The 25,833-nt window shown below is 37.4% G+C and carries 18 protein-coding genes and 1 other annotated feature; all 18 genes read right to left on the reverse strand.

Features of this window, described 5'->3' with window-relative positions; genetic code table 11:
• Window positions 1-30: 30 nt before the first annotated feature.
• Entirely contained in the window at window positions 31-1,284 is a 1,254-nt protein-coding gene (locus ACQKN4_RS16075; RefSeq protein WP_427484182.1) for a bifunctional folylpolyglutamate synthase/dihydrofolate synthase, read from the reverse strand.
• A complete protein-coding gene (locus tag ACQKN4_RS16080) occupies window positions 1,281-2,573 on the reverse strand; it encodes a bifunctional folylpolyglutamate synthase/dihydrofolate synthase (RefSeq protein WP_079563132.1) in 1,293 nt (430 codons plus the stop codon). The genes ACQKN4_RS16075 and ACQKN4_RS16080 overlap by 4 nt, the downstream gene beginning before the upstream one ends.
• A 107-nt stretch (window positions 2,574-2,680) precedes the next feature.
• Complete coding sequence (locus ACQKN4_RS16085) at window positions 2,681-5,326, reverse strand: valine--tRNA ligase (RefSeq protein WP_427484183.1); 2,646 nt, start codon at window positions 5,324-5,326, stop codon at window positions 2,681-2,683.
• 123 nt (window positions 5,327-5,449) lie between these two features.
• Window positions 5,450-5,726, reverse strand: a binding site (T-box leader).
• Between the two features lie 275 nt (window positions 5,727-6,001).
• On the reverse strand, window positions 6,002-6,772 hold the full coding sequence (locus ACQKN4_RS16090) for a valyl-tRNA synthetase (protein ID WP_427484184.1): 771 nt from the start codon (window positions 6,770-6,772) through the stop codon (window positions 6,002-6,004).
• Window positions 6,773-7,070: 298 nt separating this feature from the next.
• The gene (locus ACQKN4_RS16095) at window positions 7,071-7,517 is read right to left on the reverse strand and encodes a CoxG family protein (protein WP_079563128.1); all 447 of its coding nucleotides are present in this window, start codon (window positions 7,515-7,517) and stop codon (window positions 7,071-7,073) included.
• Window positions 7,518-7,948: 431 nt separating this feature from the next.
• Window positions 7,949-9,241 carry a glutamate-1-semialdehyde 2,1-aminomutase gene (hemL, locus tag ACQKN4_RS16100; protein WP_079563127.1) on the reverse strand — a complete coding sequence of 431 codons (1,293 nt, stop codon included), beginning with the start codon at window positions 9,239-9,241 and terminating at the stop codon, window positions 7,949-7,951.
• Window positions 9,242-10,222: a porphobilinogen synthase gene (gene hemB, locus ACQKN4_RS16105; RefSeq protein ID WP_079563126.1), complete on the reverse strand. Its 981-nt coding sequence runs from the start codon at window positions 10,220-10,222 to the stop codon at window positions 9,242-9,244.
• The gene (locus tag ACQKN4_RS16110) at window positions 10,219-10,983 is read right to left on the reverse strand and encodes a uroporphyrinogen-III synthase (protein WP_079563125.1); all 765 of its coding nucleotides are present in this window, start codon (window positions 10,981-10,983) and stop codon (window positions 10,219-10,221) included. The genes hemB and ACQKN4_RS16110 overlap by 4 nt, the downstream gene beginning before the upstream one ends.
• Entirely contained in the window at window positions 10,973-11,905 is a 933-nt protein-coding gene (hemC, locus tag ACQKN4_RS16115) for a hydroxymethylbilane synthase (protein ID WP_079563124.1), read from the reverse strand. The genes ACQKN4_RS16110 and hemC overlap by 11 nt, the downstream gene beginning before the upstream one ends.
• 18 nt (window positions 11,906-11,923) lie before the next feature.
• Complete coding sequence (locus ACQKN4_RS16120) at window positions 11,924-12,751, reverse strand: cytochrome C assembly family protein (protein WP_079563123.1); 828 nt, start codon at window positions 12,749-12,751, stop codon at window positions 11,924-11,926.
• Between the two features lie 538 nt (window positions 12,752-13,289).
• Window positions 13,290-14,654 carry a glutamyl-tRNA reductase gene (gene hemA / locus ACQKN4_RS16125; RefSeq protein ID WP_427484185.1) on the reverse strand — a complete coding sequence of 455 codons (1,365 nt, stop codon included), beginning with the start codon at window positions 14,652-14,654 and terminating at the stop codon, window positions 13,290-13,292.
• A gap of 524 nt (window positions 14,655-15,178) precedes the next feature.
• Entirely contained in the window at window positions 15,179-15,712 is a 534-nt protein-coding gene (locus tag ACQKN4_RS16130) for a hypothetical protein (protein ID WP_079563120.1), read from the reverse strand.
• 361 nt (window positions 15,713-16,073) lie between these two features.
• Window positions 16,074-18,977, reverse strand: a complete 2,904-nt coding sequence (locus ACQKN4_RS16135; RefSeq protein WP_427484186.1) for a VWA domain-containing protein — start codon at window positions 18,975-18,977, stop codon at window positions 16,074-16,076.
• A 19-nt stretch (window positions 18,978-18,996) separates the two neighbouring features.
• A complete protein-coding gene (locus ACQKN4_RS16140; RefSeq protein ID WP_427484187.1) occupies window positions 18,997-20,448 on the reverse strand; it encodes an S-layer homology domain-containing protein in 1,452 nt (483 codons plus the stop codon).
• Between the two features lie 283 nt (window positions 20,449-20,731).
• The gene (locus ACQKN4_RS16145; protein WP_427484188.1) at window positions 20,732-22,393 is read right to left on the reverse strand and encodes a hypothetical protein; all 1,662 of its coding nucleotides are present in this window, start codon (window positions 22,391-22,393) and stop codon (window positions 20,732-20,734) included.
• A 169-nt stretch (window positions 22,394-22,562) separates the two neighbouring features.
• Window positions 22,563-22,736 carry a YjfB family protein gene (locus tag ACQKN4_RS16150; protein WP_079563116.1) on the reverse strand — a complete coding sequence of 58 codons (174 nt, stop codon included), beginning with the start codon at window positions 22,734-22,736 and terminating at the stop codon, window positions 22,563-22,565.
• 118 nt (window positions 22,737-22,854) lie between these two features.
• Window positions 22,855-23,436, reverse strand: coding sequence for a ribosome biogenesis GTP-binding protein YihA/YsxC (gene yihA, locus ACQKN4_RS16155; protein WP_079563115.1), 582 nt, complete (start codon window positions 23,434-23,436; stop codon window positions 22,855-22,857).
• Between the two features lie 4 nt (window positions 23,437-23,440).
• Complete coding sequence (lon, locus tag ACQKN4_RS16160) at window positions 23,441-25,765, reverse strand: endopeptidase La (RefSeq protein ID WP_079563114.1); 2,325 nt, start codon at window positions 25,763-25,765, stop codon at window positions 23,441-23,443.
• Window positions 25,766-25,833: the final 68 nt, after the last annotated feature.

The raw sequence follows: 25,833 nt of genomic DNA on the forward strand, positions 1-25,833 counted from the left end.
TGATTATATTGGAAATATACTAACTACATGTTAATTGTTTTTTAATCTACTACGAACTTCCGTTAATAAATACAATGAACCCGATACAATCGTCCTCGATTTACTTGCTGACTGTCGTTTTAAAAATTGCACATAATCTTCTAAAACTGCCTTATGAGAGGCGTTGGACAGCTCAAGCATGTTGTGAGCAGCCATCGCACGGGGATTATCAATATCAACAAAGTAAAAACAATCACTTACTTGCTCAAATAGTTGCAAAATCTCTTTTACAGCCTTATCTGCAAGAATTCCAATTACAAAAGTAATCTGCTCATCTTGGAACTCCTGCTTAATCGTTTCTATTAATTTCTCAGCACTCGCTGGATTATGCGCACCGTCTAAAACAATATAAGGCATAATTTCTTCAAAGCGTCCTAAAATGGTAGCGTTTTTCACAGCTTTTTGAATAGATTCTTTACTAACTTGTAACTCCAATGCAGTCGCTACTTCAAAGAAGGCTGTAATAGCAAGTGCCATATTATTCGCCTGATGTGCTCCCTTTATAGTGCGTGTAAGCTTTGTAATGCGGAGGCCATTGTCATTATGCACATAGCTCTCTCCATCTTTCTCTTGTTCCACATAAAACTGATGATTTAGCTCAAAAACGGATGCATGTTTTTTGCTGGCTTCCTGGTAGACTATATTTTTCGCTTCTAACGGTAAATCGCCGATAATAACTGGATGATACGGCTTAATAATTCCAGCTTTATGGTAGGCAATACTTTCAATCGTATCTCCTAAAAAATTCGTATGCTCTAATGCGATACTCGGTATGATAGAGGCAATTGGTGTGACCACATTCGTACTATCAAGTAAGCCACCCATACCAGCTTCAATAAGGGCGATATCTACATTACTAGCAACAAAATGTAAAAATGTTGCAACTGTTAAAAGTTCAAAATCCGTTAGTTTGCTACTAAGTCCGGCTACCTGCATTTGTTGGAATACAAGGTCCATTTCAGCTTCTGAAATAGCTTGACCTTCTACTTGAATTTGATCATGCACGTCCAAAATACAAGGAGACATAAATTTACCAACACGTAAGCCATGTTCCTTAGCAATTGATTCTAGAAAAGTAAGTGTCGAGCCTTTACCGTTAGTCCCTGCTACATGTACGACTTGCAATTTATTTTCCGGATTACCTACTCGTGCCAAAGCTTCTTCAATCGCAGTTAGACCTGGTTTAATAACATCATCACTCTGAACATTCCATTTTTCCTTATAGCTATTCCATTTAGGGATCATCTTTGTTCCCCCTGTAGCCATTGTCGAACTTCAGCTATAAAATACAAGGAGCCTGTAATGACGATAACATCCTCATCATTTCTTTGATGTAGCATCATTTGAACCATTTCACACCAATTCGCATTATATATTTTATTCGTATTTGTAGATAATGCAGCTAATTGATCAGCAGGCATAGCATTTGGAAGCTCAATTTGTGTAAATGCAATTGATGTAGCAATACTATCCATTAAAGCAATACTTTTCGCATGATCTTTATCCGATAATGCTGCATATATAAATCGATAGTTTTGTTGCGGATAAACCGTTTTAAGAGTTTGAATTAACGCCGCAGTTCCTTCAGAATTATGTGCCCCATCTAATATTATAGGACCTGGTAATTGCTCAAAACGGCCTGCCCACTGAGCTTTTGCCAAAGCTTGACGGATTGATGCATCTGAAATATCAATTGCTCCATTCTCTTTTAAAGTTAAGATCGCCGTAATCGCAACGCTTGCATTATTTATTTGATGCTGACCAGCCATTTTTAATGGGATAGCTTCCATCTCCACATTTGCTTTTCGGTAATTAAAATATTGCATATCAGTTCCTTGTTCAATATTTTCAACCGTAAAATCCTTCCCTAAAACAAAGCATGGGGCATGACGCTCATTTGCTACCTCACGAATAACAGAAAGTGCCTCCTCACTTTTAACGCCCACTACAACAGGTACATTTTCTTTAATAATTCCCGCTTTCTCAAACGCTACTTTAGCTAACGTATCTCCTAAAAACGCAGTATGTTCTAATGAAATCGTTGTAATAATTGAAATTAGAGGCGTAACGACATTCGTAGCATCTAAACGTCCACCAAGTCCCGTTTCAATCAACGCAAAATCCACTTCTTCATCCGCAAAATATTGGTACATAATAAGTGTTACCACTTCAAAAAAGCTCGGAAATTCACCTTCATAATGTGTTTCAATAATCTCAGCAACATTGTTCATATAGTGTAAAAATTGCGCATCATTAATTTGCATACCATTAATAGTCATACGTTCATTAACACGCTCTAAATGAGGTGAAGTAAAGGCGCCTACTTTGTAGCCAGTAAGTTGTAACATTTCTCTTAGCGCATTCACTGTTGACCCCTTCCCATTTGAGCCTGCTAAATGGATAACACGTAGCTTGTCCTGTGGGTTATTAAGAAAAGCTAATACCTCTCGCATCAAGACGAGCGGAGCACGTTTATGATCAACTGCCTTTAACGTAAAAATAAAATCTGTACATTCTTTCATCGTTTTAAACAAAAGAAACACTCCCTCTTACTACATTACCTCTATTTTAGTAAATAAAAACTTACACTTGAATGAAAGAAAAAAGCAGCGAATGACGATAGCCATCCGCTGTCTCAATCTTACATATTTTTTAGTTCTTCTAAACGTTTTAATACGACCGCATGTTTACTTTCGTAATCAGCTAATTTCTCACGCTCCGCATTAACTAATGCTTCCGGCGCTTTAGACACGAATTTTTCATTCGATAACTTACCATTCACAAGCTTCACTTCTTTTGCCCATTTTTCTAATTCTTTTTCAAGACGAGCAATTTCTTCTTCTAGATTAATAAGTCCAACAAGTGGTAGGAATAGTTCAGCTCCAGTTACTACTGCTGTCATTGACTGACCAGGTGCTTCTAAGTTTTCTCCAATTGTTAGTGATTCTGGATTACAGAATTTTTCTAAATATGCTTTATTGGCTTCTAGTACTGTAACCGTTGTAGCATCCTTCGCTGAAATATATAGCGGCACTTTTTTGCTCATTGGTGTATTTACTTCCGCACGAATATTACGTACTGAACGTATAATATCCATTAGGAGCTTCATATTGTCTGCTTCCTCTGCAAAATGAAGATCCGCACGAACAGTTGGCCATGCTGCCACTGTAATTGATTCACCTTCATGAGGTAAGTGCTGCCAGATTTCTTCTGTAATGAATGGCATGAATGGATGTAATAGACGCATAGTTTGGTCTAAAACGTAAGCTAAAATAGAACGCGTCGTTTTCTTAGCTGCTTCGTCATCACCATATAACGGTAATTTAGCCATTTCAATATACCAAGAACAGAAATCATCCCAAATGAAGTTATACAGCTCACGCCCAACTTCACCAAATTCATAACGTTCTGCAAGAGATGTTACACGTTCAATTGTTTCATTTAAGCGAGTTAGAATCCATTTGTCGGCAACTGATTTTTCACCAGTTAAGTCGATTTCATCATATGTCATACCTTCCATATTCATTAAAGCAAAACGAGAGGCATTCCAAATTTTATTTGCAAAGTTCCATACTGACTCTACTTTTTCAGTTGTATAGCGTAAATCTTGACCAGGAGAAGATCCAGTAGCTAAGAAGTAACGTAATGAATCAGCACCATACTGATCAATAACGTCCATAGGGTCTACACCATTGCCAAGTGATTTACTCATCTTGCGTCCTTCTCCATCACGTACTAAACCGTGAATTAATACATCTTTGAATGGGCGCTGACCTGTAAATTCAAGACCTTGGAAGATCATGCGAGAAACCCAGAAGAAAATAATATCATAACCAGTTACAAGTGTGCTTGTTGGATAGTAACGTTTAAATTCTTCGTTAGTCTCATCTGGCCAACCCATTGTAGAAAATGGCCATAGTGCAGACGAGAACCATGTATCTAATACGTCTTCATCCTGCGTCCAATTTTCTGCATCTGCCGGTGCTTCTTTGCCTACGTAAACTTCACCTGTTTCATTGTGATACCAAGCAGGAATTTGATGACCCCACCATAATTGACGAGAGATACACCAGTCACGAATGTTTTCCATCCAGCGAGAATATGTGTTTTCAAAACGAGATGGTACGAAGTTTACTTGCCCTTCTTCATCTTTTTGAAGAGTAAGTGAAGCATCAGCAAGTGGTTGCATTTTTACGAACCATTGTGCAGAAAGATATGGCTCTACAACAGCACCAGAACGCTCAGAGTGCCCTACTGAATGTGTATGCTCTTCAATACGGATAAGCACGCCAGCTTCTTGTAAATCAGCTACGATTTGCTTACGACATTCAAAACGATCCATACCGTTATACTTGCCAGCAAGCTCGTTCATAGTACCATCTTCATTCATAACAAGAATGCGTTCTAGGTTGTGGCGGTTACCCACCTCAAAGTCATTAGGATCGTGTGCTGGTGTCATTTTTACAACTCCAGTACCGAAATCCAAATCTACGTAGTCATCTGCTACGATTGGAATTTCACGACCTACGATTGGTAAAATAACTGTTTTACCGATTAAGTGTTGATAGCGCTCATCATTCGGGTGAACAGCTACCCCAGAGTCACCTAGCATTGTTTCAGGACGTGTAGTTGCTACTTCCACATATCCTGAGCCATCAGCTAATGGGTATTTCATATGATAGAATGCACCTTGAACATCTTTATAGATAACTTCAATATCTGATAATGCTGTTTTTGCAGCAGGATCCCAGTTAATAATGCGTTCGCCACGATAGATTAGGCCTTTTTCATACAATTGAACGAAAACAGTTTTAACTGCATCAGAAAGACCTTCATCAAGTGTGAAACGCTCGCGAGTGTAATCTAACCCAAGACCAAGCTTCGCCCATTGATCACGAATATGTCCAGCATATTCTTCTTTCCATTCCCATGTTTTTTCGAGGAATTTTTCACGACCTAAATCATAACGTGTAATATTTTCTTCTCGTAGTTTTGCTTCTACTTTTGCTTGTGTCGCAATACCTGCATGGTCCATTCCTGGTAACCAAAGTGCATCATAACCTTGCATGCGCTTCATACGAATTAAAATATCTTGTAAAGTTGTATCCCAAGCATGGCCAAGGTGTAGTCTACCTGTTACATTCGGTGGTGGAATAACGATAGAATAAGGCTCCTTTTCACTTGTAGGCTGCGCCTCAAAAAATTTCCCTTGTAACCACCATTCATAACGACCTGCTTCAATGGACTGTGGATCATATTTTGTTGGCATTGAAATGTTTTCTGTCATTTTGACTCCTCCTGTTAACTTAATATTTTTTTTAGTGTGAGATAGTACCAATCATTCTTTTTTAAGTCTCAGTAAAAAGACATTAACAAGAAGATTAATAAAAATAAAAAAACTCCTAACGTCAAAAAGGACGAAGGAGTTTAAGTTCGCGGTACCACCTTTAATTCCAGCAGAGGCGCGTTAAGCTATCATACGTTTCATCAGAAAAAATGTATTACTTGCTTAAGCCTTTACTACTGGCTCTCAATTCGGTAACGGTGTTTAACCGGCTTTAACTACTGTTAGTTCACTAAAGCTGCTCGAGGGCTACATTCAACTAGGTACAAATAGAAACTTTTCAGCTACTGTTTCCTCTCTTAAAATGTACGAATAATTTACTCTTCCCTGTCATAGCATTTGCATTGATATTCAACTTTTTCACATTGTACCCCAAAATCATGCAATTTTTCAAGTGATTTAGTTATTTTTTAGGAAGCACTACTAGAAAAGGAAGTGAAAATTCAAATGCGACGACGTAAGTATAATCCTTGTTTTTTACCACCATGGCTACGACAATTTCGTTTTTATTGCAAAACGATAATTGTTCCAATTTGTGCTTTTCAGTTTATACGTGTCATCATCATTCCAACATCTGGGGATTTCATCATCTTATTGCTCCTTTTACTTATATGCTATTTACTTTTGAATGAAATCATTTGAAACACGAACCTTTAGCGGTGTATAGTCTTCGGTTAAATCCCAGATCATCGATGGCACTTCATGCCAGGAGCTAGATTCACGGACTACAATATTACTTGAGGACTCCCTCAACATTGTTTTTGATGCAGGCTTTTCTTTTTTGTCTGAAGCTACTATTGCTTCAGACTTTTCCTTTTGAACTGCGAATGAAACTAACTTTGATTTTTCTTCTTGTGCTGAAGCTACTACAGCTACAGTTTTTTCTTTCTGATTCGAAGCTACTGCAGTTGTAGGTTGTTTTACTTGTGCCGTTTCTTTTGTAAGGTCCCCCTTCTCAATTTGAGCTGAGGCATTGACAGACTGACTTTCAAAAACGTGCGCTTTTTCTAACGCAAGCTCAGGCTCATGAAAAACACTTGTAACCGTCCACTCGAGCTGACACATCTGATTCCTCAAAACAGGTCGAATATCCTTTACCATTAAATCTTCAATAGCTGCATCCTTTGGTAAATCTACATTTAAAGGAACTGCATATTCAAAATAACCAGTATCTCCTTGAATATCTAGCGTATCGATTTGTACTAATTCATCATCACCCATGTAAGCTTGCATGTCTTGAAAATCAAAGCGAACATGTGCTGTGATATGATAAATACCCATTAATCGTAGAGAGTCTTCTAACTGCGTTGTCTGCCACCGTGGCTTAATTTGTACAGCTGCTATTTCTGTTGGGCAGCCATAACCAGGAAAACAAAAAGTTTCACTCATATTCCAAGTTTTGTGTTCGATAATAATCCCTCCTCTTGCATCATATGAAGCTCGGAAGGATAGTATGCTATAGGGTGATTAATCAATTTCGTCTTGGTGTATATTATGTAGCTGTCTCTTTACTCTCGTGCAAAGAAACAATGCGATCGGATTTTGTATAGTGCCTAAGGGAAGCGGCACATCGGACGTCCCCTAAGAAAAGCGCCTGCCGTAACAAAAATCCCCACAATAACGAGCCTAAAAAAGGCATGCTAGAAGAAGTATTCTAGCATGCCTTTTACTTGTGGTGGAATCGTTATTATACATTCACCAATTTAATTTTATTTGCTACACGGTCTGTTAACATTTGTGTTGCTTTTGGTACGATTGGCTTAAAGATTGGATTTAAAACAGGACCGGCTAATCCTCCTGCTGTTACTTCCAAGAAGCCTGTCATTTTTGTATTTTCTGCATCAATACTTTCTGCTAGGAAATAACCGTTTCCTGAAAAGTTATCAGAAATTCCTTTTAATTCGAATGTTACTTTAGAAGGCGCTGCCCATTCTAAAATAGTAATCTCTACTTGTACTGTTTTTTTCAGAACACCAACATTGCCTTTAAACGTCCATGTTGAATGTTTTTCATCAATCATTTCATGCGCATTATAACCTGGGACAAGCTTTGCCCATTTTTCCATATCACTGACGAAGTCCCATACATTTTCAATTCCTACAGGTACTTCGACCATATGTGTGCCAGTTGCCATATCAATTCACTACTTTCTTTTACGAATAGCTCTATTATATACGATTTCGGCCACAATTTGGCTATGCTGAAAGTTATAATTTTAATAAAAATTTTTCAAGCGGTAACGATCATACATCCATTGTCATTTAACGGGTAAAAATGGATCATCACCAAAACGAGTGGTTGATTTCCGTTCCGACCGGGCGCTTTCCTGAGGGCGTCCGATGAGCTGCTTCGCTTCGCTGCAGGGTCTCATCTGTGACGCTAATCTCCAAGGAGTCGCCCATCTCCACTCCAATCAACTTAGACGTTTTAACAAATGTCATCCATAACTTTTGGTGATGAACCGCAAAAATATAAGCCATTACAGACAGAGGCAAATTATATTAGTAAACAACAATAAATAGCATGCCAGAAAATACTTCTAGCATGCTATTTTGTATCAACCTATTATCTTGCTAATTGTGCAAATACTTTATGGAAAGCATCAACTGTTTTTGAGATATGCTCCTCCGTATGTGCAGTAGAAATAAATAAACCTTCAAATTGAGATGGAGGTAAGAAAATACCTTCTTCTGCCATTAGACGGAAATATTCAGCAAATAATTGCAAATCTGACGTTTTTGCTGAATCAAAATCAATAACATCTTCGTTCGTAAAGAAGAAACCTATCATTGAACCAGCACGATTTACAGTATGCGGAATATTGTATTTCGTTGCGGCTTCACGGAAACCAGCCTCTAATTGATCTCCTAGCTTTTTGAAGTATTCATAAGAGCTAGGATCTAGGCGAGTTAATGTTTCATAGCCAGCTGTCATTGCTAATGGATTCCCTGACAATGTCCCAGCTTGATAGATTGGTCCAGCCGGAGCCACTTGCTCCATAATTTCCTTTTTCCCTGCAAATGCACCTACAGGAAGTCCACCACCAATAACTTTACCTAACGTTGTAATATCCGGTGTTACATCAAAATAACCTTGTGCACAGCCATAGTCAACACGGAAGCCTGTCATAACTTCATCAAAAATCAACAGTGTTCCATGTTCCTTTGTTAATTCACGTAAACCTTGTAGGAAGCCTGGTTGTGGAGGGACAACGCCCATATTTCCTGCGACTGGCTCAACAATTACTGCCGCAAGCTCTGAACCAAACTTTTCGAAAACTAGTTTTGCCCCTTCTAAGTCATTGTACGCTACTGTTAATGTATTGCGTGCAATATCCGCTGGGACACCAGGGCTGTCAGGTAAGCCTAATGTAGCTACCCCAGAGCCAGCCTTAATTAGCAAGGAATCTCCATGACCGTGATATGAGCCCTCAAATTTTAAAATTTTATCGCGACCTGTAACACCACGAGCTACGCGTAAAGCAGACATCGTAGCCTCTGTCCCAGAAGAAACAAAGCGAATCATTTCCATACCAGGTAGTCGATCTAACACTAATTTAGCTAATCGATTTTCTGTGTAACTTGGTGCTCCAAACGAAGAGCCTTTCGCTGCTGTTTCTGCAATTGCTTGTACAACTTCTGGATGCGTATGACCTAAAATTAGAGGTCCCCATGATAATACATAGTCAATATATTCATTGCCATCAACATCTTTAATAATAGCTCCGTGACCAGATTCCATGAAGATTGGATCCATATTTACGGATTTGAATGCACGTACTGGGCTACTAACACCACCTGGCATTAGGTTAATCGCTTCAGCATATGCTTGTTTTGATTTTTCATAAGAACGAGTCATTTATTTCTCCTCCAACCAACGTGCAACATCTTTAGCATGATACGTAATGATTAAATCTGAGCCTGCACGTTTCATGCTAAGTAACGTTTCAAGCACTACATTTTTCTCTTCAATCCAGCCATTAATAGCCGCAGCTTTAATCATTGCATATTCACCAGAAACGTTGTATGCAACAATCGGTAATGTATAATTATTTTTCACATCACGAATAATGTCTAAATAACTTAAAGCTGGTTTAACGATTAAGAAATCTGCACCTTCTTCAATATCTGATTCCGCTTCACGGAATGCCTCCATTCGATTCGATGGATCCATTTGGTATGATTTGCGATCACCAAATTGAGGTGCACCATCAGCTGCATCTCGGAATGGACCATAATAGCTAGATGCATATTTTACGGCATATGACATAATCGGAACATTTTCAAAGCCTGCTTCATCTAGACCTGTACGAATAGCTGCTACAAATCCATCCATCATATTAGATGGAGCGATGATATCTGCCCCTGCTTTCGCTTGTGATACTGCTGTACGTGCTAAAACATCTAATGAAGGATCGTTTAAAATTTGATCGCCTTCAATTAAGCCACAATGTCCATGATCTGTAAATTCACATAAGCATGTATCCGCTATGACTAATAGTTCTGGGTAACGAGCTTTAATAAGTCGTGTTGCTTTTTGCACAATACCATGATCATGGAAAGCACCAGTTCCAACTGCATCTTTTTCTGCAGGTAAGCCAAATAAAATAACAGCAGGAATATCTAAAGCAACAACTTCATCAATCTCAGCTTCAAGTTTATCTAATGAAAATTGAAAAACTCCTGGCATAGAAGGGACTTCATTTTTAATATTTTCGCCTTCCATAACAAAAATCGGATATATTAAATCCTCTTTGTGTAAGTATGTTTCTTTTACCATTGATCGTATAGCAGCATTTGCACGCAAACGACGATGTCTTTGAAATTGTAATTTTGTCATTTTCTTTCTCCTACTTTCGTTATTTCCTCGATGACTGCTTGCATTGTATATACGCTCGGCATAATATCTACAATAGCACCGTGATTTACAATAGCTGCTTCTGTAATATGGCCGATTGCTGCTACATGTACTGCCTCCCAACCAATTACCGAAGCTATATCCTTTGCGTATACATCAACAGCAGAAGGACTAGCAAAAATCACTGTGACATCGCTATTCGTACGGATACATTCAATCATTAATTGTTTTTGATCATGTCGCTCAATCGTTTCATAAACTGTCCATTCCTTCAATGTAAAGGGCAGACCTTCCTTTAATGTATTTTTCGCTTTTTCTCCACGAATAAATAGACAAGTAGGATTGCTCCCTGCTACCACATCAGGAAATTCTTGAACAAATACATCTGCACTAAATATAGAAGGCATAAAGCTAACATGGAATCCTAGCTTTTCTAAGGCTGTAGTAGTTTTAGTACCAATAGAAGCTACTTTGCCTTGAAAATATGCTGCACTTATATTAAAGCGATGCATCTTATTGGCAAAAGCTTCTACCGCGTTTTGACTCGTAAAAATGAGCCATTCAAATTGACGTGCAAACTCTAATTGCACATCATCGTTTTTATCGATCAGCTCGCAAGTTTCAATCAAAGGGGCAATTACTGCTTGACCACCTAATGCTGTAATGTCATCTATTATGGTTGTCGTCTTAGATGTACCTGTCAAAATAATAGTTTTACCTTCTAAAGGTAAATTATTTTGCATCTTGCTCTGCCTTTACTCGTTGAATTAATTCAAAAGCACCTTGCTTCGTTAAAATCTCAGCAAGCTCTTTCCCAACTGCTTCCGCATTAGAGCCCACAACTGTTTCCTTATAAACAACTGAAGCATCTGGTGCAGCAACAAGGCCAGTTAATGTAATTTCTTCCCCGTTAGACTTTGCATATCCTGCGATAGGCACTTGACAGCCGCCATCCATAGCCGCTAGGAAAGCACGTTCTGCATGTGCTTCTTGCCATGTAATGCTATCTGTTAACTTGCCCAATTCCGTTAATAGTTCTGTATCATCTCCACGGCATTCAATACCTAGAGATCCTTGTGCTACTGCTGGTAGACAATCCTCAACAGATAAAAACTCAGTAACTACATCATCGCTCCAGCCAAGGCGTTTTAGGCCAGCTGCTGCTAAAATAATGGCATCGTATTCTTCAGTTTCAAGTTTAGCTAAGCGTGTATCTACATTTCCACGAATCCATTTAATTTCTATATCTGGACGGACAGTTAAAAGTTGAGCACTTCGACGAAGAGAACTTGTCCCAACAACAGCTCCTGCTGGAAGGTCGGCAAATTTCACATGTCCTTTTGAAATAAAAGCATCACGCGCATCTTCACGTGGTGGAATACAGCCAATGACTAATCCTTCAGGCAATACTGCAGGCATATCCTTCATAGAATGGACAGCAAAGTCAATTTCTTTGTCGTAAAGCGCTTGTTCAATTTCTTTTACGAAAAGCCCTTTACCACCTACTTTAGATAGTTGCACGTCTAAAATTTGGTCACCTTTCGTGACAATTTCTTTCACTTCAAATTCAAATGGTACACCAGCTGCTTTTAACTCATTGATAAACCAATTTGTTTGTGTTAAAGCTAGCTTACTTCTCCTAGAACCTACAATAATTTTTCTCAACAGTCTCCAACCTCTCTTCTAATACCATAAATGGAATCGTGATAAACTGCTTCCTAAAAAGAAGTTAACAACAACTAATAGATAAGCGTATATATGTACCCACGCATAAGTTGTCCCTGTCAGCTTACTTTTACGATTCGCATATAATATAAAGCAATACAAAATTAAAATAATAAAGGACCCAATAATCTTCGCATCAAAAATCGAAAGACTCTCTAGCGTTAGTAGTGCCCATTCAAACCCTAAAACTAAACTTACAGACAACACTGGAATACCAATGTAAAATGAAACATTCATCCAGTTGCTCGTCTGCTGTAGTGATGGCAGCCTTGTCCAGACATGTGACCATTTTTTCTTTTTCAGCAAACGATATAATACTAAGTACAATATCGCAAAAACAAATGTTAAAGAAAACGCTGCGTACGATAAAATGGCAAATGATATATGAATAAAAAGCAATTCCGAAATTAAAGTATCGCTTACTATTCCTGTCGGGCGTTTCGGCATAAAAGTAAAGATACTAGCGAATAAAAATCCTAGTATATTAATAATAAATACCGGTAAATCAACTCGTGCAATACAGTGCAAAATAATAGATAGTGTCACGAGCAGCCAGGAATAAAAGAGAATTCCTTCTGACAAGGATAAGATCGGAAATCGCTTCGTTTCCACAAAAGTTAATAAAATAATGGCACTTTGAATTACCCATACGAATGAAACAAGCCAAAAAGCAACTCGCCTTGCTCGTATTTGCTTATAAAAGTAATCAGTAAAGTAAAATACTAGACTGATCGCATACAAGACGATCATTACTTCATAGAGCCTTGTCATCGTCAAATCAGCCAATAGACATCCCTTCTTTATATTGAAAGTACTAAAGTAGTGTACTTTAGCCTAGAAAAAAAAACGTTTTCGTATCCTTAGTTTACCATACAGATACGAAAACGCCTCATTTAATATCAGTAGAAAATCTTGCTCGCGGGAAAAAGCTCGAAGGACAACTTTTCTAAAGTTGCACCGCGAACACATAGACATCTATCAATTATGTCTTGGCATAATTGCGTCCGGAATCGGCTTTGTGCTTAGGTCTGCACGAAGCAGGTCAGTTAGCCGTTATCGCATGGATGCGATAACGGCTAACATCCCCTAAGAACTCCTTTCCGATTCTGTGACATCCGCCGGAGGCTTTAGGCCAACACGAAGTTGGTCACACAGGCGTTTTCACAGGATGTGAAGGTCTTAGCCTGAGTTCCTCTGTTTCAGCGGAGTTTGGACACCCGCTGAAAAGTAACTTTAACCTGCATTCATCTCACCATCTATAGAGGTGGGAGACTTCTGTAGCTGACGCTTTGCTTTCGCTACAAAAGAGATTTGCCGAAAGAAGTTAGAAAGAATACTTTGGTTCAGTGGAAGATTGTGACGACTGTAAGCGTTCTTTGCGTTCAAGCTCTTGTTCTGTCATCGCAGTAACTTCAGCTTCCACAGCATCCTCAATACCGAAAATTTGTTGGAATAAACGTAACTGTTCATTTGCTTTTGATGAATTTGCCATTTCTTTAGCTTGTAAAATTGGTTCTTTTAACAATTGATTAATAATAGACTTTGTATGCTTGCTTAAAATTTTACGTTCTCGATCCGTTAAATCCGGCATTTTATTCTCGATACTAATCATTGTCTCTTCTTGAATATGATTTGCTTTTTTACGTAAAGCCGAGATGACAGGGACAACGCCAAGAGTCGCAACCCAATCTTTAAATTGCACAACCTCTTTACCAATCATCGAAGAAATATCAGCAGCAGCACGTTCACGTTCTACTAAGTTTGCTTCGACGATGCCTTGTAAATCATCTATATCATATAAGAAAACATTCGGTAAATCTCCAACACGTGGATCAATATCACGTGGAACCGCAATATCTACCATAAATAATGGTTTACCTTTACGCAAACGTTCAACAAATTGCATCAATTCATAGTCAATCACATAATCTGTTGCACCTGTAGACGTAATTAAAATATCCGCTTCCAGTAATGAACATTGTAGTTCCTTCATGGATTTTGCTTCACCGTCAAATTTAGCTGCTAGGCTTTCTGCTTTTTCGAACGTACGGTTAATTACGGTTACTTTTCCTACACCGCTACCGTAAAGGTTCTCAATAGCAAGTTCCCCCATTTTTCCTGCACCTAAAATAGCTACATGCTTACGTTGTAAAGATCCGAATATTTTTTTTGCTAATTCAACTGCTGCATAAGAGACAGATACCGCGTTCTCACCGATAGCCGTTTCATTATGTGCTCGCTTCGCAAATGTCACTGCTTGTTTAAATAGCTGATTGTATACCGTTCCTGTCGTTCCAATCTCTTGTCCATTTAAGAAGCTTTTTCTAACTTGTCCTAAAATTTGAGTTTCGCCAAGTACCATCGAATCAATACCAGCTGTCACTTTGAATAAATGCTCGATTGCCTCATCTTCTTCACGAATTGTTAAATACGAAGAAAATGTCTCCGCAGGCAGGTCGAACCAATTTGCTAAAAATTGTTTAACAAAATGACGTCCAGTATGCAATTGGTCAACTACTGCATATATTTCTGTACGGTTACATGTCGAAACAATAACGTTTTCTAATATACTTTTTTCCTTTTGCAGCGCTTCCATTGCCTGTGGTAGTTCACTCTCTATGAATGATAACTTTTCACGAATCTCAACTGGCGCCGTTTTATAATTCAAGCCTACTACGATGGTATGCATGAATAACACCTCTCACGTTCTAATTAACAAATCTCATTATAGCACAGTTCGACAAGAGTTCATCAATAATTTGTGAACATGTCATGAAGAACTGAAATTCGTCATCTACATTAGAATTATTATAAACTAAGTGTAACAAATTATACGTTCTGTTTCAAATTTAATGTTTTCCAGAACATTTTCTAAAGGGACAGAATTAATTATTATTTTAATGGCTATTAACCAAAACGTGTGGTTGATTTCCGTTCCTGCTTGGTGCTTTCCTGGGGGGCGTCCGATGAGCCGCTTCGCTGCAGGGTCTCGGGCCATCACGATATTGGTCACGAAGGAGTCGCAAGCCTCCACTACAATCAACATATCCACATGATATACGTTTTAAAGGATCATCCTAATAGAGTCGAACTAAATTAAATGAAATTTTTTTTAAGATATAAAAAAATAGCCTTTGTTTAATTATCTTTAACAAAGCTATTTTTACTTTTCTATACTATTGTTCTCGAGTCACATCAAAATTTTTGTTCCACTTAATAATCAATAGAATTGGCTATGTCTACTAAAGCTTCAGGCGTAACTTTATTTGAGACTCGTTTATCTACACTTAGCATATACTGCAAATTATCTCTCTCAAAAACAAGCACATTAAAGCCTGATATTGTCATATATGTGCCTACATTCCCATTCTTCAATTCAAATGTTTTGATTACATATTTCTCTCTTATAGGCAATCTATACTTAAGTGGGCGAATGTCAATTTTATAATGATTTTCAGATGATTGATCATTTATAAATGTCACTTCAAATGCGTCATTGCCTTCATATTTTGAATCGGTAAATCTTCCAAAATGATGTGTAAAGCTTATAGAGGGTACTCTAAGAGGTAGCTTTAATTTTTGGTTAAAGTGTTGTTCAAAATCACCCACTGCTTCTTCTACCGATTTATATCCTATTTCAGGATATATTTCTTCATAAAGACTAGGTTTATCCTTTGCAGATGCATGTAATGTTATTAGAAAAAACACACAAAATGAAACTAAAAAAAAAGAAACAGTTCTGCTCATTTTTTCACCTCAAAGTATCTTTAGTTGTAGTATTGCCGAATTTAATAAATTTATTAAATGTACCGTTCATTTCTGAAAGTTAGAATAAAAATTTGTTAAAAAATATATAATGAGGATAAGTTGATTGGAGTGGAGACTGGGCGACTCCTTGGGGATTAGCAATAGTGGAACGAAGGCTAAAACCATCACATCCTGTGATAACGCCTCCGAGACCAACATTCTGTTGGCCCAAGCGGCTCATCGGACGCGCCCAGTCGGAACGGAAATCAACCACACGATATGGTGAATGCTATATAAATATTTCAAAAAAAAGCTGAACTAATTGTTAGAATTAGTTCAGCTTTTTTTGAGTATTAATCTATTAATTTGTAATTGTCGTAGTTTTTGTAGCTATGATTTTACCGTCTTTATCATATGCTATAAATTCAATTTCATTATTAACTTTGAAGTCCTGCATTGTTTGCACTGTTTTTGTTAGCATGTAGACATTATCACTACGCTTATTCAATTCAAACTGCGCATCTCCACTTAAAGAAGGGAATCGTACATTAACCTTTGCAACATTTGAGCAATTACCATCGATTCTTGCATTCATTGTAATATTGCCTTTGCGTAGAGTTACCGTCGCTTCTTCAAATATGTCTTCAGGATTCACGCAACTTGAAGGCGAAGTTTTACATAAAATTGCATCAATAATTTTTTGGAAAACTTGATGTAATTGTAAGTTATCGATTGCGTGGTAGTAAATACCACCCGTTTCAGCAGCCAATTGCGTTAAAATTGCATCATTGACTTGTGATTTTTTACCTATACTTACAGTGTAAACCTTAACCCCTTTATTTTTCGCTTCGTTTAACACTTTTGTCATCTTAGATTTACTTGTTTTACCATCTGACACGACAATAATAGCTTTTGACGTTTTTGAGTCATTTGAGAATTTAGACAGTGCCATTTCAATACCTGCAAAAATATCTGTGGCACCTTTCTCTTTCGATGCTTTATATAGATCTTTTTTCAATACATTGTCTGTCGTTCCCTCTCCAAGAACAGTAGCTTTTGTATTTGTTTCAATCACAATATTATTTTTTGCCTTAATTTGATTGATGACTTCCATCATTTTCTTACCACGGTAATTTGTTTGGTCAGAAGCTTTCATCGAAGCAGAGTAATCAACTACGTAAGCGACTTCTGTTGCTAAAGAACAAGAATTTTTACTAAAGTAAGGATTTGTAAAAATTTCCTTCGTAAATGTTTTATCCTTTAGATCCTTCAATATTGTTGCATAACGAGGATCTATTTTATTTACTAATGTTGCTTCAGCTTTTGATTTCCCATAAATAACGGAGTCAAAGTACGCAACGGCTGTCCCTGGGCTTCCAGTATTATTTAAGTAATCCGAAGTATTTGTAACAAATGAAGCTGTTTTCTCAACACCATCAAATTTAATTTTTACTGTTCCTTGATAGTCAGTAATAATTTCTCCACCTGGTCTCACTAAAGTAACCATTACTTTAGTGTAACGATCTTTACCAGATGGTCTTGATGCCGCTTCTTCGCTTTCCTTTAATGCTTCCACTCGTTTTTTATAGGCTTCTACTTGACCTAGTAATTTACCACCTTGGTATTTTAATAATACTGTTCGATCATAGTTACTCAAGCTTGTGAAAATAGCATAAATTTTCATGACACTATCATAGTGCTCGAGTGTTAGTTTTTTTTCATCTGGCATATAGCCCATAAGTTGAATAATAGCACCGACAGGGTTAATATTCTCAACCTGTGAGGCAATCGCATCATCAATCCCTTGAATACGATAAATTGGACGCCCATCATCTGAAATCATATACATAATTTCAATCGTATCATTAATTGAATCCTTCAAACGTTTTTCAATAATCTCTTCGAACAACCAAACGGAAATATTATAGTTTTCAAATTGTAAAATGGCATTTTCATAGCCTAATGCAGGGTATTTTTTATCATTGCCACCATATTGTAAATAAATATTTTCAACATTTCCTAGAGCATTTGTTACATTTGTTTGTTGTCCAATACTAAATAGCTTTTCTTCTCTATCAATCCAATGGACGTTCACAATATTTTCTTTAAAGAACTCTGGTAATTTTTCATACGGTACATATGGAGGTGTTACATTTCCATTTTCATCATCCGTATTCGCTGGATCATACACTTGATAATCAATGCGCATTTCCGGCTGAGGTGAGTAACGGACATGTGCATTCAGTTTTTCGCCTACAAGACATTTCATACCAGGATCCGTGTTATTAATAAGCTCAAATGAAATTGTATCACGGACAGATTTTGTTAATTTTGGTGCTATAACAATCGCAGAGACAGTAGAGCCATCTGATTGTACATTTCGAACAGCTTCACCTGATGTGTCAACGATTTTAGCACCATATGATGAAGTTACACGGAATGTATAAGATTTATCATCAGGTATTGGATCACCATTACAAGCTTTTAAAGATACTGTAATGAGCGTTGAATCTTGGTCATTTGCGATTAAATCTGGTTTTTCAACATCAATACTTTGTAGAGCATTATTAACATATTCCGGTCCAGTAAAATCGTTATTATTATCCTTTGGCTCTTCAAATTCCGTATTGCTTGAGCCCATGAAGCCTGGAGGTAATGTAATTTTGTCATTATCACGTCCTGCAGCCGTACGTTTTAATCCTAGTACAGCAAAGTTGCCGTTTTGTACACTGCGGTATAATAATTCAGCACTATCTCCTCGAGTTAGCTTTGTAGAAGGTTGGAAATCAGCAAATGTCTTTTTACCAGTATTTCCTGTTGAAATATCGTTCGTGTATAAATATTGAACCGCCTGAGGCTCATCTAAATCTAAACCTCTAAATGCAGCATATATACGTGCAAATTGTCCACGTGTAACAGCTTTTGAACGATTGGCTGTTGTATAGGTACCATTAAACGGTAAATAAAAATCACTATAGAAGTTATAAGCTACACTGTCGTTATATGATAATGCATAGTTTCGATCTAGCTTTGCAAACAAGACAACAAGCTCTTGCTCAGTTAGCTGTGCGTTAGGTGAAAAATTATTAGCGCTATCCAATGTGAATAAATCATTATCGACTGCCCATGAAATAGCTTTGTATTTACTATTAGTAGTTGGTACATCCCTAATTGTCGTAGCAGCCTGAGTCACAGCTGGAGTTGCTGTCATCAGGACTAGCACGATACATAGCAGGGATAGAAATGCTTTTTTAGCATACGTCATTTATTGCTCAGTCCTTTCTTTAATTAAAGAACAATATGTCATCTCGATAGTTTTGTTTTAAGTCACTTTCCAAATAATTTAAAAAACGTTCTAATACTACTGATGCTTCTGCACGCGTTAATGGCTGATTTGGATTAAATCGACCTGTAGGGTCACCAGTCATTAAGCCTAACTCATTGACAATGTAAATACCGTCTCTTGCGTAAACCGGAATTTGAGCATCATCCTTAAACTTTGTTAAATAGCCAGGATCTGGCGCCTTATTCTCAAGCCCTAAAGCACGCACATAAATCGTAGCGGCTTGTGCTCGAGTAATCGGATGATCAGGCTTGAAATACTCTGGTGATACACCTTTAATAATTCCTTTATTAACCGCAGACTCAATATAAGCATAATCTTTTACTGTACGTTTAATATCTTTAAAAATACTTGTAGTAGTTTTGGATTTTTTCGTTTTCGGTTCTGCCATAACACGTAAGTCAACTGCCTTACCAATCGCCGTTGAAAAGTCAATACGCTTCATAGGGGTATTTGGTGAGAAGAAGTTACTTGCATCAGTGTAAATACCTAAAGAATATAATTTTTCAATAGCTTGTTTCGCATAATGATTTGATAAGTCACGGAACTTAGGAATGATTAAACGTTCAATTGTCGGCATGTATTCTGTATCTAAGTCAAGAGTCCCTTTTTGTCCAGAGGCTAAATCATACGTATATTCAGAAATAACATCCTTTTCACTTACTACCGCATACCCACCATCAAAGCTCCCTAAAGTCCCTAGATTTTCTTCATAGTTTAGTACACGTGATTTACTTGTAGATAAACGATTCTTCACATGGCTTGTCTTACCATCGCTATAATTATAAACAGCTTCGGTAATTTGTGTTTCTGTTGCTCCCCAGAAGTTTTCATAGCCAGCATGACGACTATCCGTATCAATTGTCACAGTATTTTGGACTGCATTTTTTCCAGTTCCAGTTTGATAGGAATACGTTTTTCTCGAAATCACATTACCTGAGAAATAATCAGAGGCTACACGATTGTCCGTTACAGTCCCTTGTGAAAATTGGTAATCAACTAATGTATAGGTAATTTTCCCAGCAACAATTTTCTCTGTATACTTTTTCACAACACCATTGGATGTTTTTTGCCCAATCGTAGCATAATCTACTACATCTGATTCATAGGCAATATTTCGTGTCAATGTAGCACCGTTACTTGCTGTTAGCTTTAAACTATATGTTTCAGTTAATTTTCCTTTAGATTCTTTTTGCGTAATTTTAATGTCTTTACTAGTGCCTTTAAATATAATAGGTGTTCCTGTAATGAAAACAGCTTCCTCATATGTATATTCATTTTTTACAGCACCCGTTGTTTCTAATGAAGACGCTGATGCATTTTCTGGGATAGTAGCCCCAACAATCAATACAGCAAGAACTACTAACATTATTTTATATAAATGTTTTCGCATTCTTTTTCTGTTCCTCTCTTTCAATTCCATGCATATCCGCATCTGGAGCTGTCAATTATTTAAGATAATAAAATAATCAGGTGTGTTGATGTAAGCAAAATGATAAGAAGTCTCCACGACTTTTGGTGATGAACCTAATCAACACACCTAAAAAATTCAAGGTTAAATTTGCTCGCCTTCTACTCCTAGCGCGACAAAGTCTTTCATCATTAGCAAGTGCTAAAAAATTCGCTTAAGGCTGAATACCTTCGTCGTAAATATACTAGCAGAAAACTCACAGATATTAATCGACTAATATTAAATGAGCTTTGATAAAACGATCTGATAATACTACTAAACGATCAGAAGGTTTTAAATCAGATGCTTGAATAACTTTACCAGCTTTAATAATTGTTGCTTGGTCAATATTCATATCAATCATTTCACCAGCTTCATACCAACGACCATTTTGCCATTGACTAACGCTCTTCACATTGATTACAGCTGGGAATTTCGATTTAACTGACTGTAGTTTACCTGTTAACATTAATGGTGCAACAGGTTTCGCCTTATTCAGAATATGAAGGGCCTGTACATGTCCATCCTTCACATAGAAGTATCCATATTGACCTTCATATAAATGAAGTTCAATATCAGGAACAACACTGTATGTTTTGTTACCGTCATCTACTATTGCCTTTGTTGAATTACTAACAGATAGTACAGTACGATCTGTTTTTTTCTTGAAGACATTTGACTCGATCTTCATTGCATCATCAATTTCGATTAAATAGCCATCTGCTTGTGATAAACGTCCATAATATAACTCATGACCTGCTAAGTTTGGTGACATAAAACTATCACTTGTTATTTGCACAACTTGGGCATAATGATCACGTGCAGCACCATCCGAAATAACAAAGGCTGTACCATAAGCTAATAGGCCTGTAGGTTCGATTAAACGACCATTTCGAATTAATATCGTTCCATCGTGGAAGTATATTGTACCTGCAGATTTAAGTTTAAATAGTTGATATTTAGAATCTACAGAAAGCATAGGCTCGTAGTAAGTTCGCTCGTTGTTTTTCAATACAACAATCTTTTCAATCACTTCTTTGCCAAATTGTTTAACTGTTGCATAATATGCTTCACTACCAATGTAATTTTTCAACTGATCTTTATTAATTTTTGTGTTTCCAACATATACTGGAACTTTCGATGAAAAATTCATCGTTGATAAAGCCTTTGTTGTATCAGAACCAAACTGCCAATTTATAAAAGCATGTTGGTTTTTTACAGTTAATTTATTTGCATTGGCATTAACCGTTTGTATTTCACCTTTATATAGGTTTTCAACTAATGTACCTGTATCACTAATTTCGATTTTTGTGACAATGGATGCATTTTGATTTTTAAGGCTTAGCTTAACACGATCCCCTACATATAATGCGCTAATATCGGCTGCAGAGGAGTTTTTTTGGTAGCTTGTATCTTTATTTATATAGTAAGTCGTTTCTTTTCCAAAATCCGACTTCAACATAATAAATAGTCCATTTGGATCGATACTTGTCACTACCCCGGCAAGTGTTTTCGTATTGTGTGCAACTGTTGGAGATTCTGTTTCCTTTGTAGAATCAGAAGTACCTCGAAGCTCAACAACACTTCGAAGGGAAATGTCCGCTTCTACTTTCATCCCCATCTTAAAGCCTTCGATTGTTGTCTCTGTCTTATTAATATACAGGCGGGCATTATTATTTATATTGTATGTAACTTGACGACCGCTATCATTTTGCAAAGTAATTTTACTAAGCTTTTTTTCTATTACTCCATTTGAATTTTCATATTCTGAAAATGTTACATCTACAAAAGTTCCAGTCACCATTTGGGTAGCATGTGCTGTTTGATTTGATGAGAACCCGAGAACCGCTAGTAACAAAATCATTAGTATGTATGGAATTTTCTTCAACAATCCCACCTCCTAAAAAAATGTTATTAATTATTATTAAATAGTATATCGTACTATTGGTAGTTTTTACTATCTAAAAAGATACATTTTAGTACTTTTAATTCCTTTTTTAATCTACCGTTAGACACAAAGATAGAGGTAGCTTCCAATTACAAGCTACCTTCCTTCATCAAACTTGAACGTCAATTGTATGTCCAGCTGTTGGATGTGGAGCATCTAACATTTCAACTAATTGTTCTGAATTTTGCTGTTGCATCTCCATAGCCTGTTTCGTTACAGCTAGAGATACATTTTGCATTAATGTTGCTTGATTCATTGCCATTGATAAAGCTGCGATATCCATTAAGTCCACCTCCTATTTAATTTATCGGTCAGTTATTTCATTCATCAAGCAATTCCATCCATTTTAATAAAAAAAACATCTACCGTCCTAAATAATAGACGCAATAGATGTTTTCTTATTACATTTTATTTTCGATAGTACGCCAAGCTTCTTCAAAACCAAGTCCTGTTTCTGAAGAAAAGACAATAATAGGATCATTTTTATCCATGTCTAGCGTTTCTTTCACGATTTTTTTGTGCTTATCCCATTTACCTTTTGGAATTTTATCTGCTTTTGTTGCAATGACAATACAAGGAATATTGTAATGCTTCAAAAAATCATACATCATGCGATCATCAGCTGTAGGTGGATGACGTAAGTCAATAATTTGAACGACTGCCTTTAATTCCTGACGCCCAGTTAAGTAACGCTCAATCATTTTTCCCCATGCTTCACGCTCAGTCTTTGAAACCTTTGCATAACCATAACCCGGAACATCTACGAAAAACAATTGCTCTTCAATTTTGTAAAAATTAAGCGTTTGTGTTTTTCCGGGCTTAGAAGAAATACGTGCTAAAGCTTTACGACCGATCATTCGGTTAATAAATGAGGATTTCCCCACATTTGAACGACCGGCTAGTGCAAATTCTGGCAGTCCATCTTCTGGATATTGGTCTGGTCTTACAGCACTTATGACCATTTCGACGTTATGGACTTTCATTTTCTTAAATACCTCCGTCCAGTGCAATGGCTAATACTTCATCAGCCGATGACACTAGTTTAAATGTTAGTTGTTCGCGTACACTTTCAGGAATATCCTCAATATCTCGCTCATTATCTTTTGGACAAATAATTGTCGTTAAGCCTGCTCGATGCGCACTGAGTGTCTTTTCCTTTAAGCCCCCAATTGGGAGTACACGCCCACGTAAAGTAATTTCACCTGTCATGCCGACCTCACGGCGTATTGGACGGTGTAAAATCGCAGAAACAATTGCGGTTGCCATTGTAATACCTGCGGAAGGACCATCTTTCGGCACTGCTCCTTCAGGAACGTGAATATGAATATCATGTGTTTCAAAATATTCCGCATCCACTTTTAGCTCTTCCATTTTTGAGCGGACATACGATAAGGCGGTTTGAGCTGATTCCTTCATGACATCGCCTAGCTTCCCAGTTAGCTGCAATTTTCCTTTACCAGGTGTTAATGATACCTCAATTTGCAATGTATCACCACCCACAGTTGTATAAGCAAGTCCAGTAGCTACACCGATTTGATTTTCTTCCTCGGCTTGTCCATATCGGAAACGATGTTTACCGAGTAATTCCTCTAACGATTTCGAGCTTACTGTTACTCGTTTTTTCTCACCAGAAACAATGATCTTAGCGATTTTACGACATAGGGTTGCGACTTGACGCTCTAGTCCGCGAACGCCCGCTTCACGAGTATAGTAACGGATGATATCCACTACTGCTTCGTCTTTCATAATAACTTGCGTTTTTTTCAAGCCGTGCTCTTTTAACTGTTTTGGTATTAAATGATTTTTCGTAATTTGCTCTTTTTCAATTTCAGTATAACCAGCAATTGAAATCACTTCCATACGATCTAGTAACGGTCCAGGAATTGTACTTAAATCATTAGCAGTTGCTATAAATAATACATTTGATAAATCATAAGGTTCTTCGATGTAATGATCACTAAATGTATTATTTTGAGCCGGATCTAAAACTTCAAGCATTGCTGCTGCTGGATCTCCCCTGAAGTCATTAGACATTTTATCAATTTCATCTAAAAGGAACACAGGATTAATTGTCCCTGCCTTTTTCATCCCTTGGATAATACGCCCTGGCATTGCACCAACATACGTACGACGATGCCCACGAATTTCTGATTCGTCTCGTACCCCACCTAATGAAATACGTATAAATTTACGATCCAAGCTTTCTGCAATAGATCGTGCTAATGACGTCTTACCTACACCCGGAGGGCCAGCCAAACACAAAATAGGTCCACGTAATGATGCTTTCAATTGACGTACAGCTAAATATTCTAATATACGTTCTTTTACTTTTTCTAATCCATCATGATCACGATTTAAAATATCTTCTGCATGTGCGATATTCATGCGATCTTCTGTCGCATTTGTCCATGGTAGTGCTACAATCCAATCAATATAGTTTCGAATTACGCCACTCTCTGCACTAGCTGCCGGTAGCTTCTCGTAGCGATCCAACTCTTTAAGCACTACTTCTTTCGTGGATTCAGGCATTCCTGTTGCGTCAATACGTTTACGTAATTCAGCGACCTCGCCAGTTTTCCCTTCACGGTCCCCTAGCTCAGTTTGAATAGCTTTCATTTGTTCACGTAAATAATATTCTTTTTGAGTACGCTCCATCGATTGCTTAACTTTTGTATTAATTTTCTTCTCTAGATCAAGTACTTCTTGTTCATCATGCAAACGGATAATTAAATGGTCTAAACGTTTTTTTACACTGAGCATTTCTAATACTTCTTGTTTATCTGCAATCTTGAATGGCAAGTGTGAAGCGATGATGTCCGCTAAACGACCTGGCTCTTCAATGTCTGCCACAGTACTGATGGTTTCGGAAGTAATCTTATTGGAGGCTTTCGCGTATCTTTCAAAATACGTTAACAGCGTCCGCATTAAAGCCTGTGTTTCAATATCCTTATCGATTGTTTCTTCCTTATCATCGATGTCAACAACCGTATATTTTTCTAACGCCCGATAGTTAGACCATGTTGCACGTGCTACACCTTCCACTAAAACACGCAGAGTTCCATTTGGTAATTTAAGCATCTGTTTAACATATGCCATCGTACCAACTGTGTAGAGATCTTGCTCATCAGGCTGTTCATCATGCATTTCTTTTTGTGTTACTAATAATATCAGTTGGTCCTCTAACATCGCTTGTTCTAGCGCCGCTACAGAACGATTTCTACCCACATCAATATGTAACACCATCGACGGGTATACTAAAAGTCCACGTAAAGGCAATAATGGTACATTTGTTGTTTTTTGTATTGTCACCATGCGGGTATTCACCTCCGTCAAAATTTTCTTATTCACTCCCACGCTACTAGTATGTGTCTAAAAAGCTG

It is taken from the genome of Lysinibacillus sp. NPDC093692, from assembly GCF_050280125.1.
Lineage (GTDB): Bacteria > Bacillota > Bacilli > Bacillales_A > Planococcaceae > Lysinibacillus.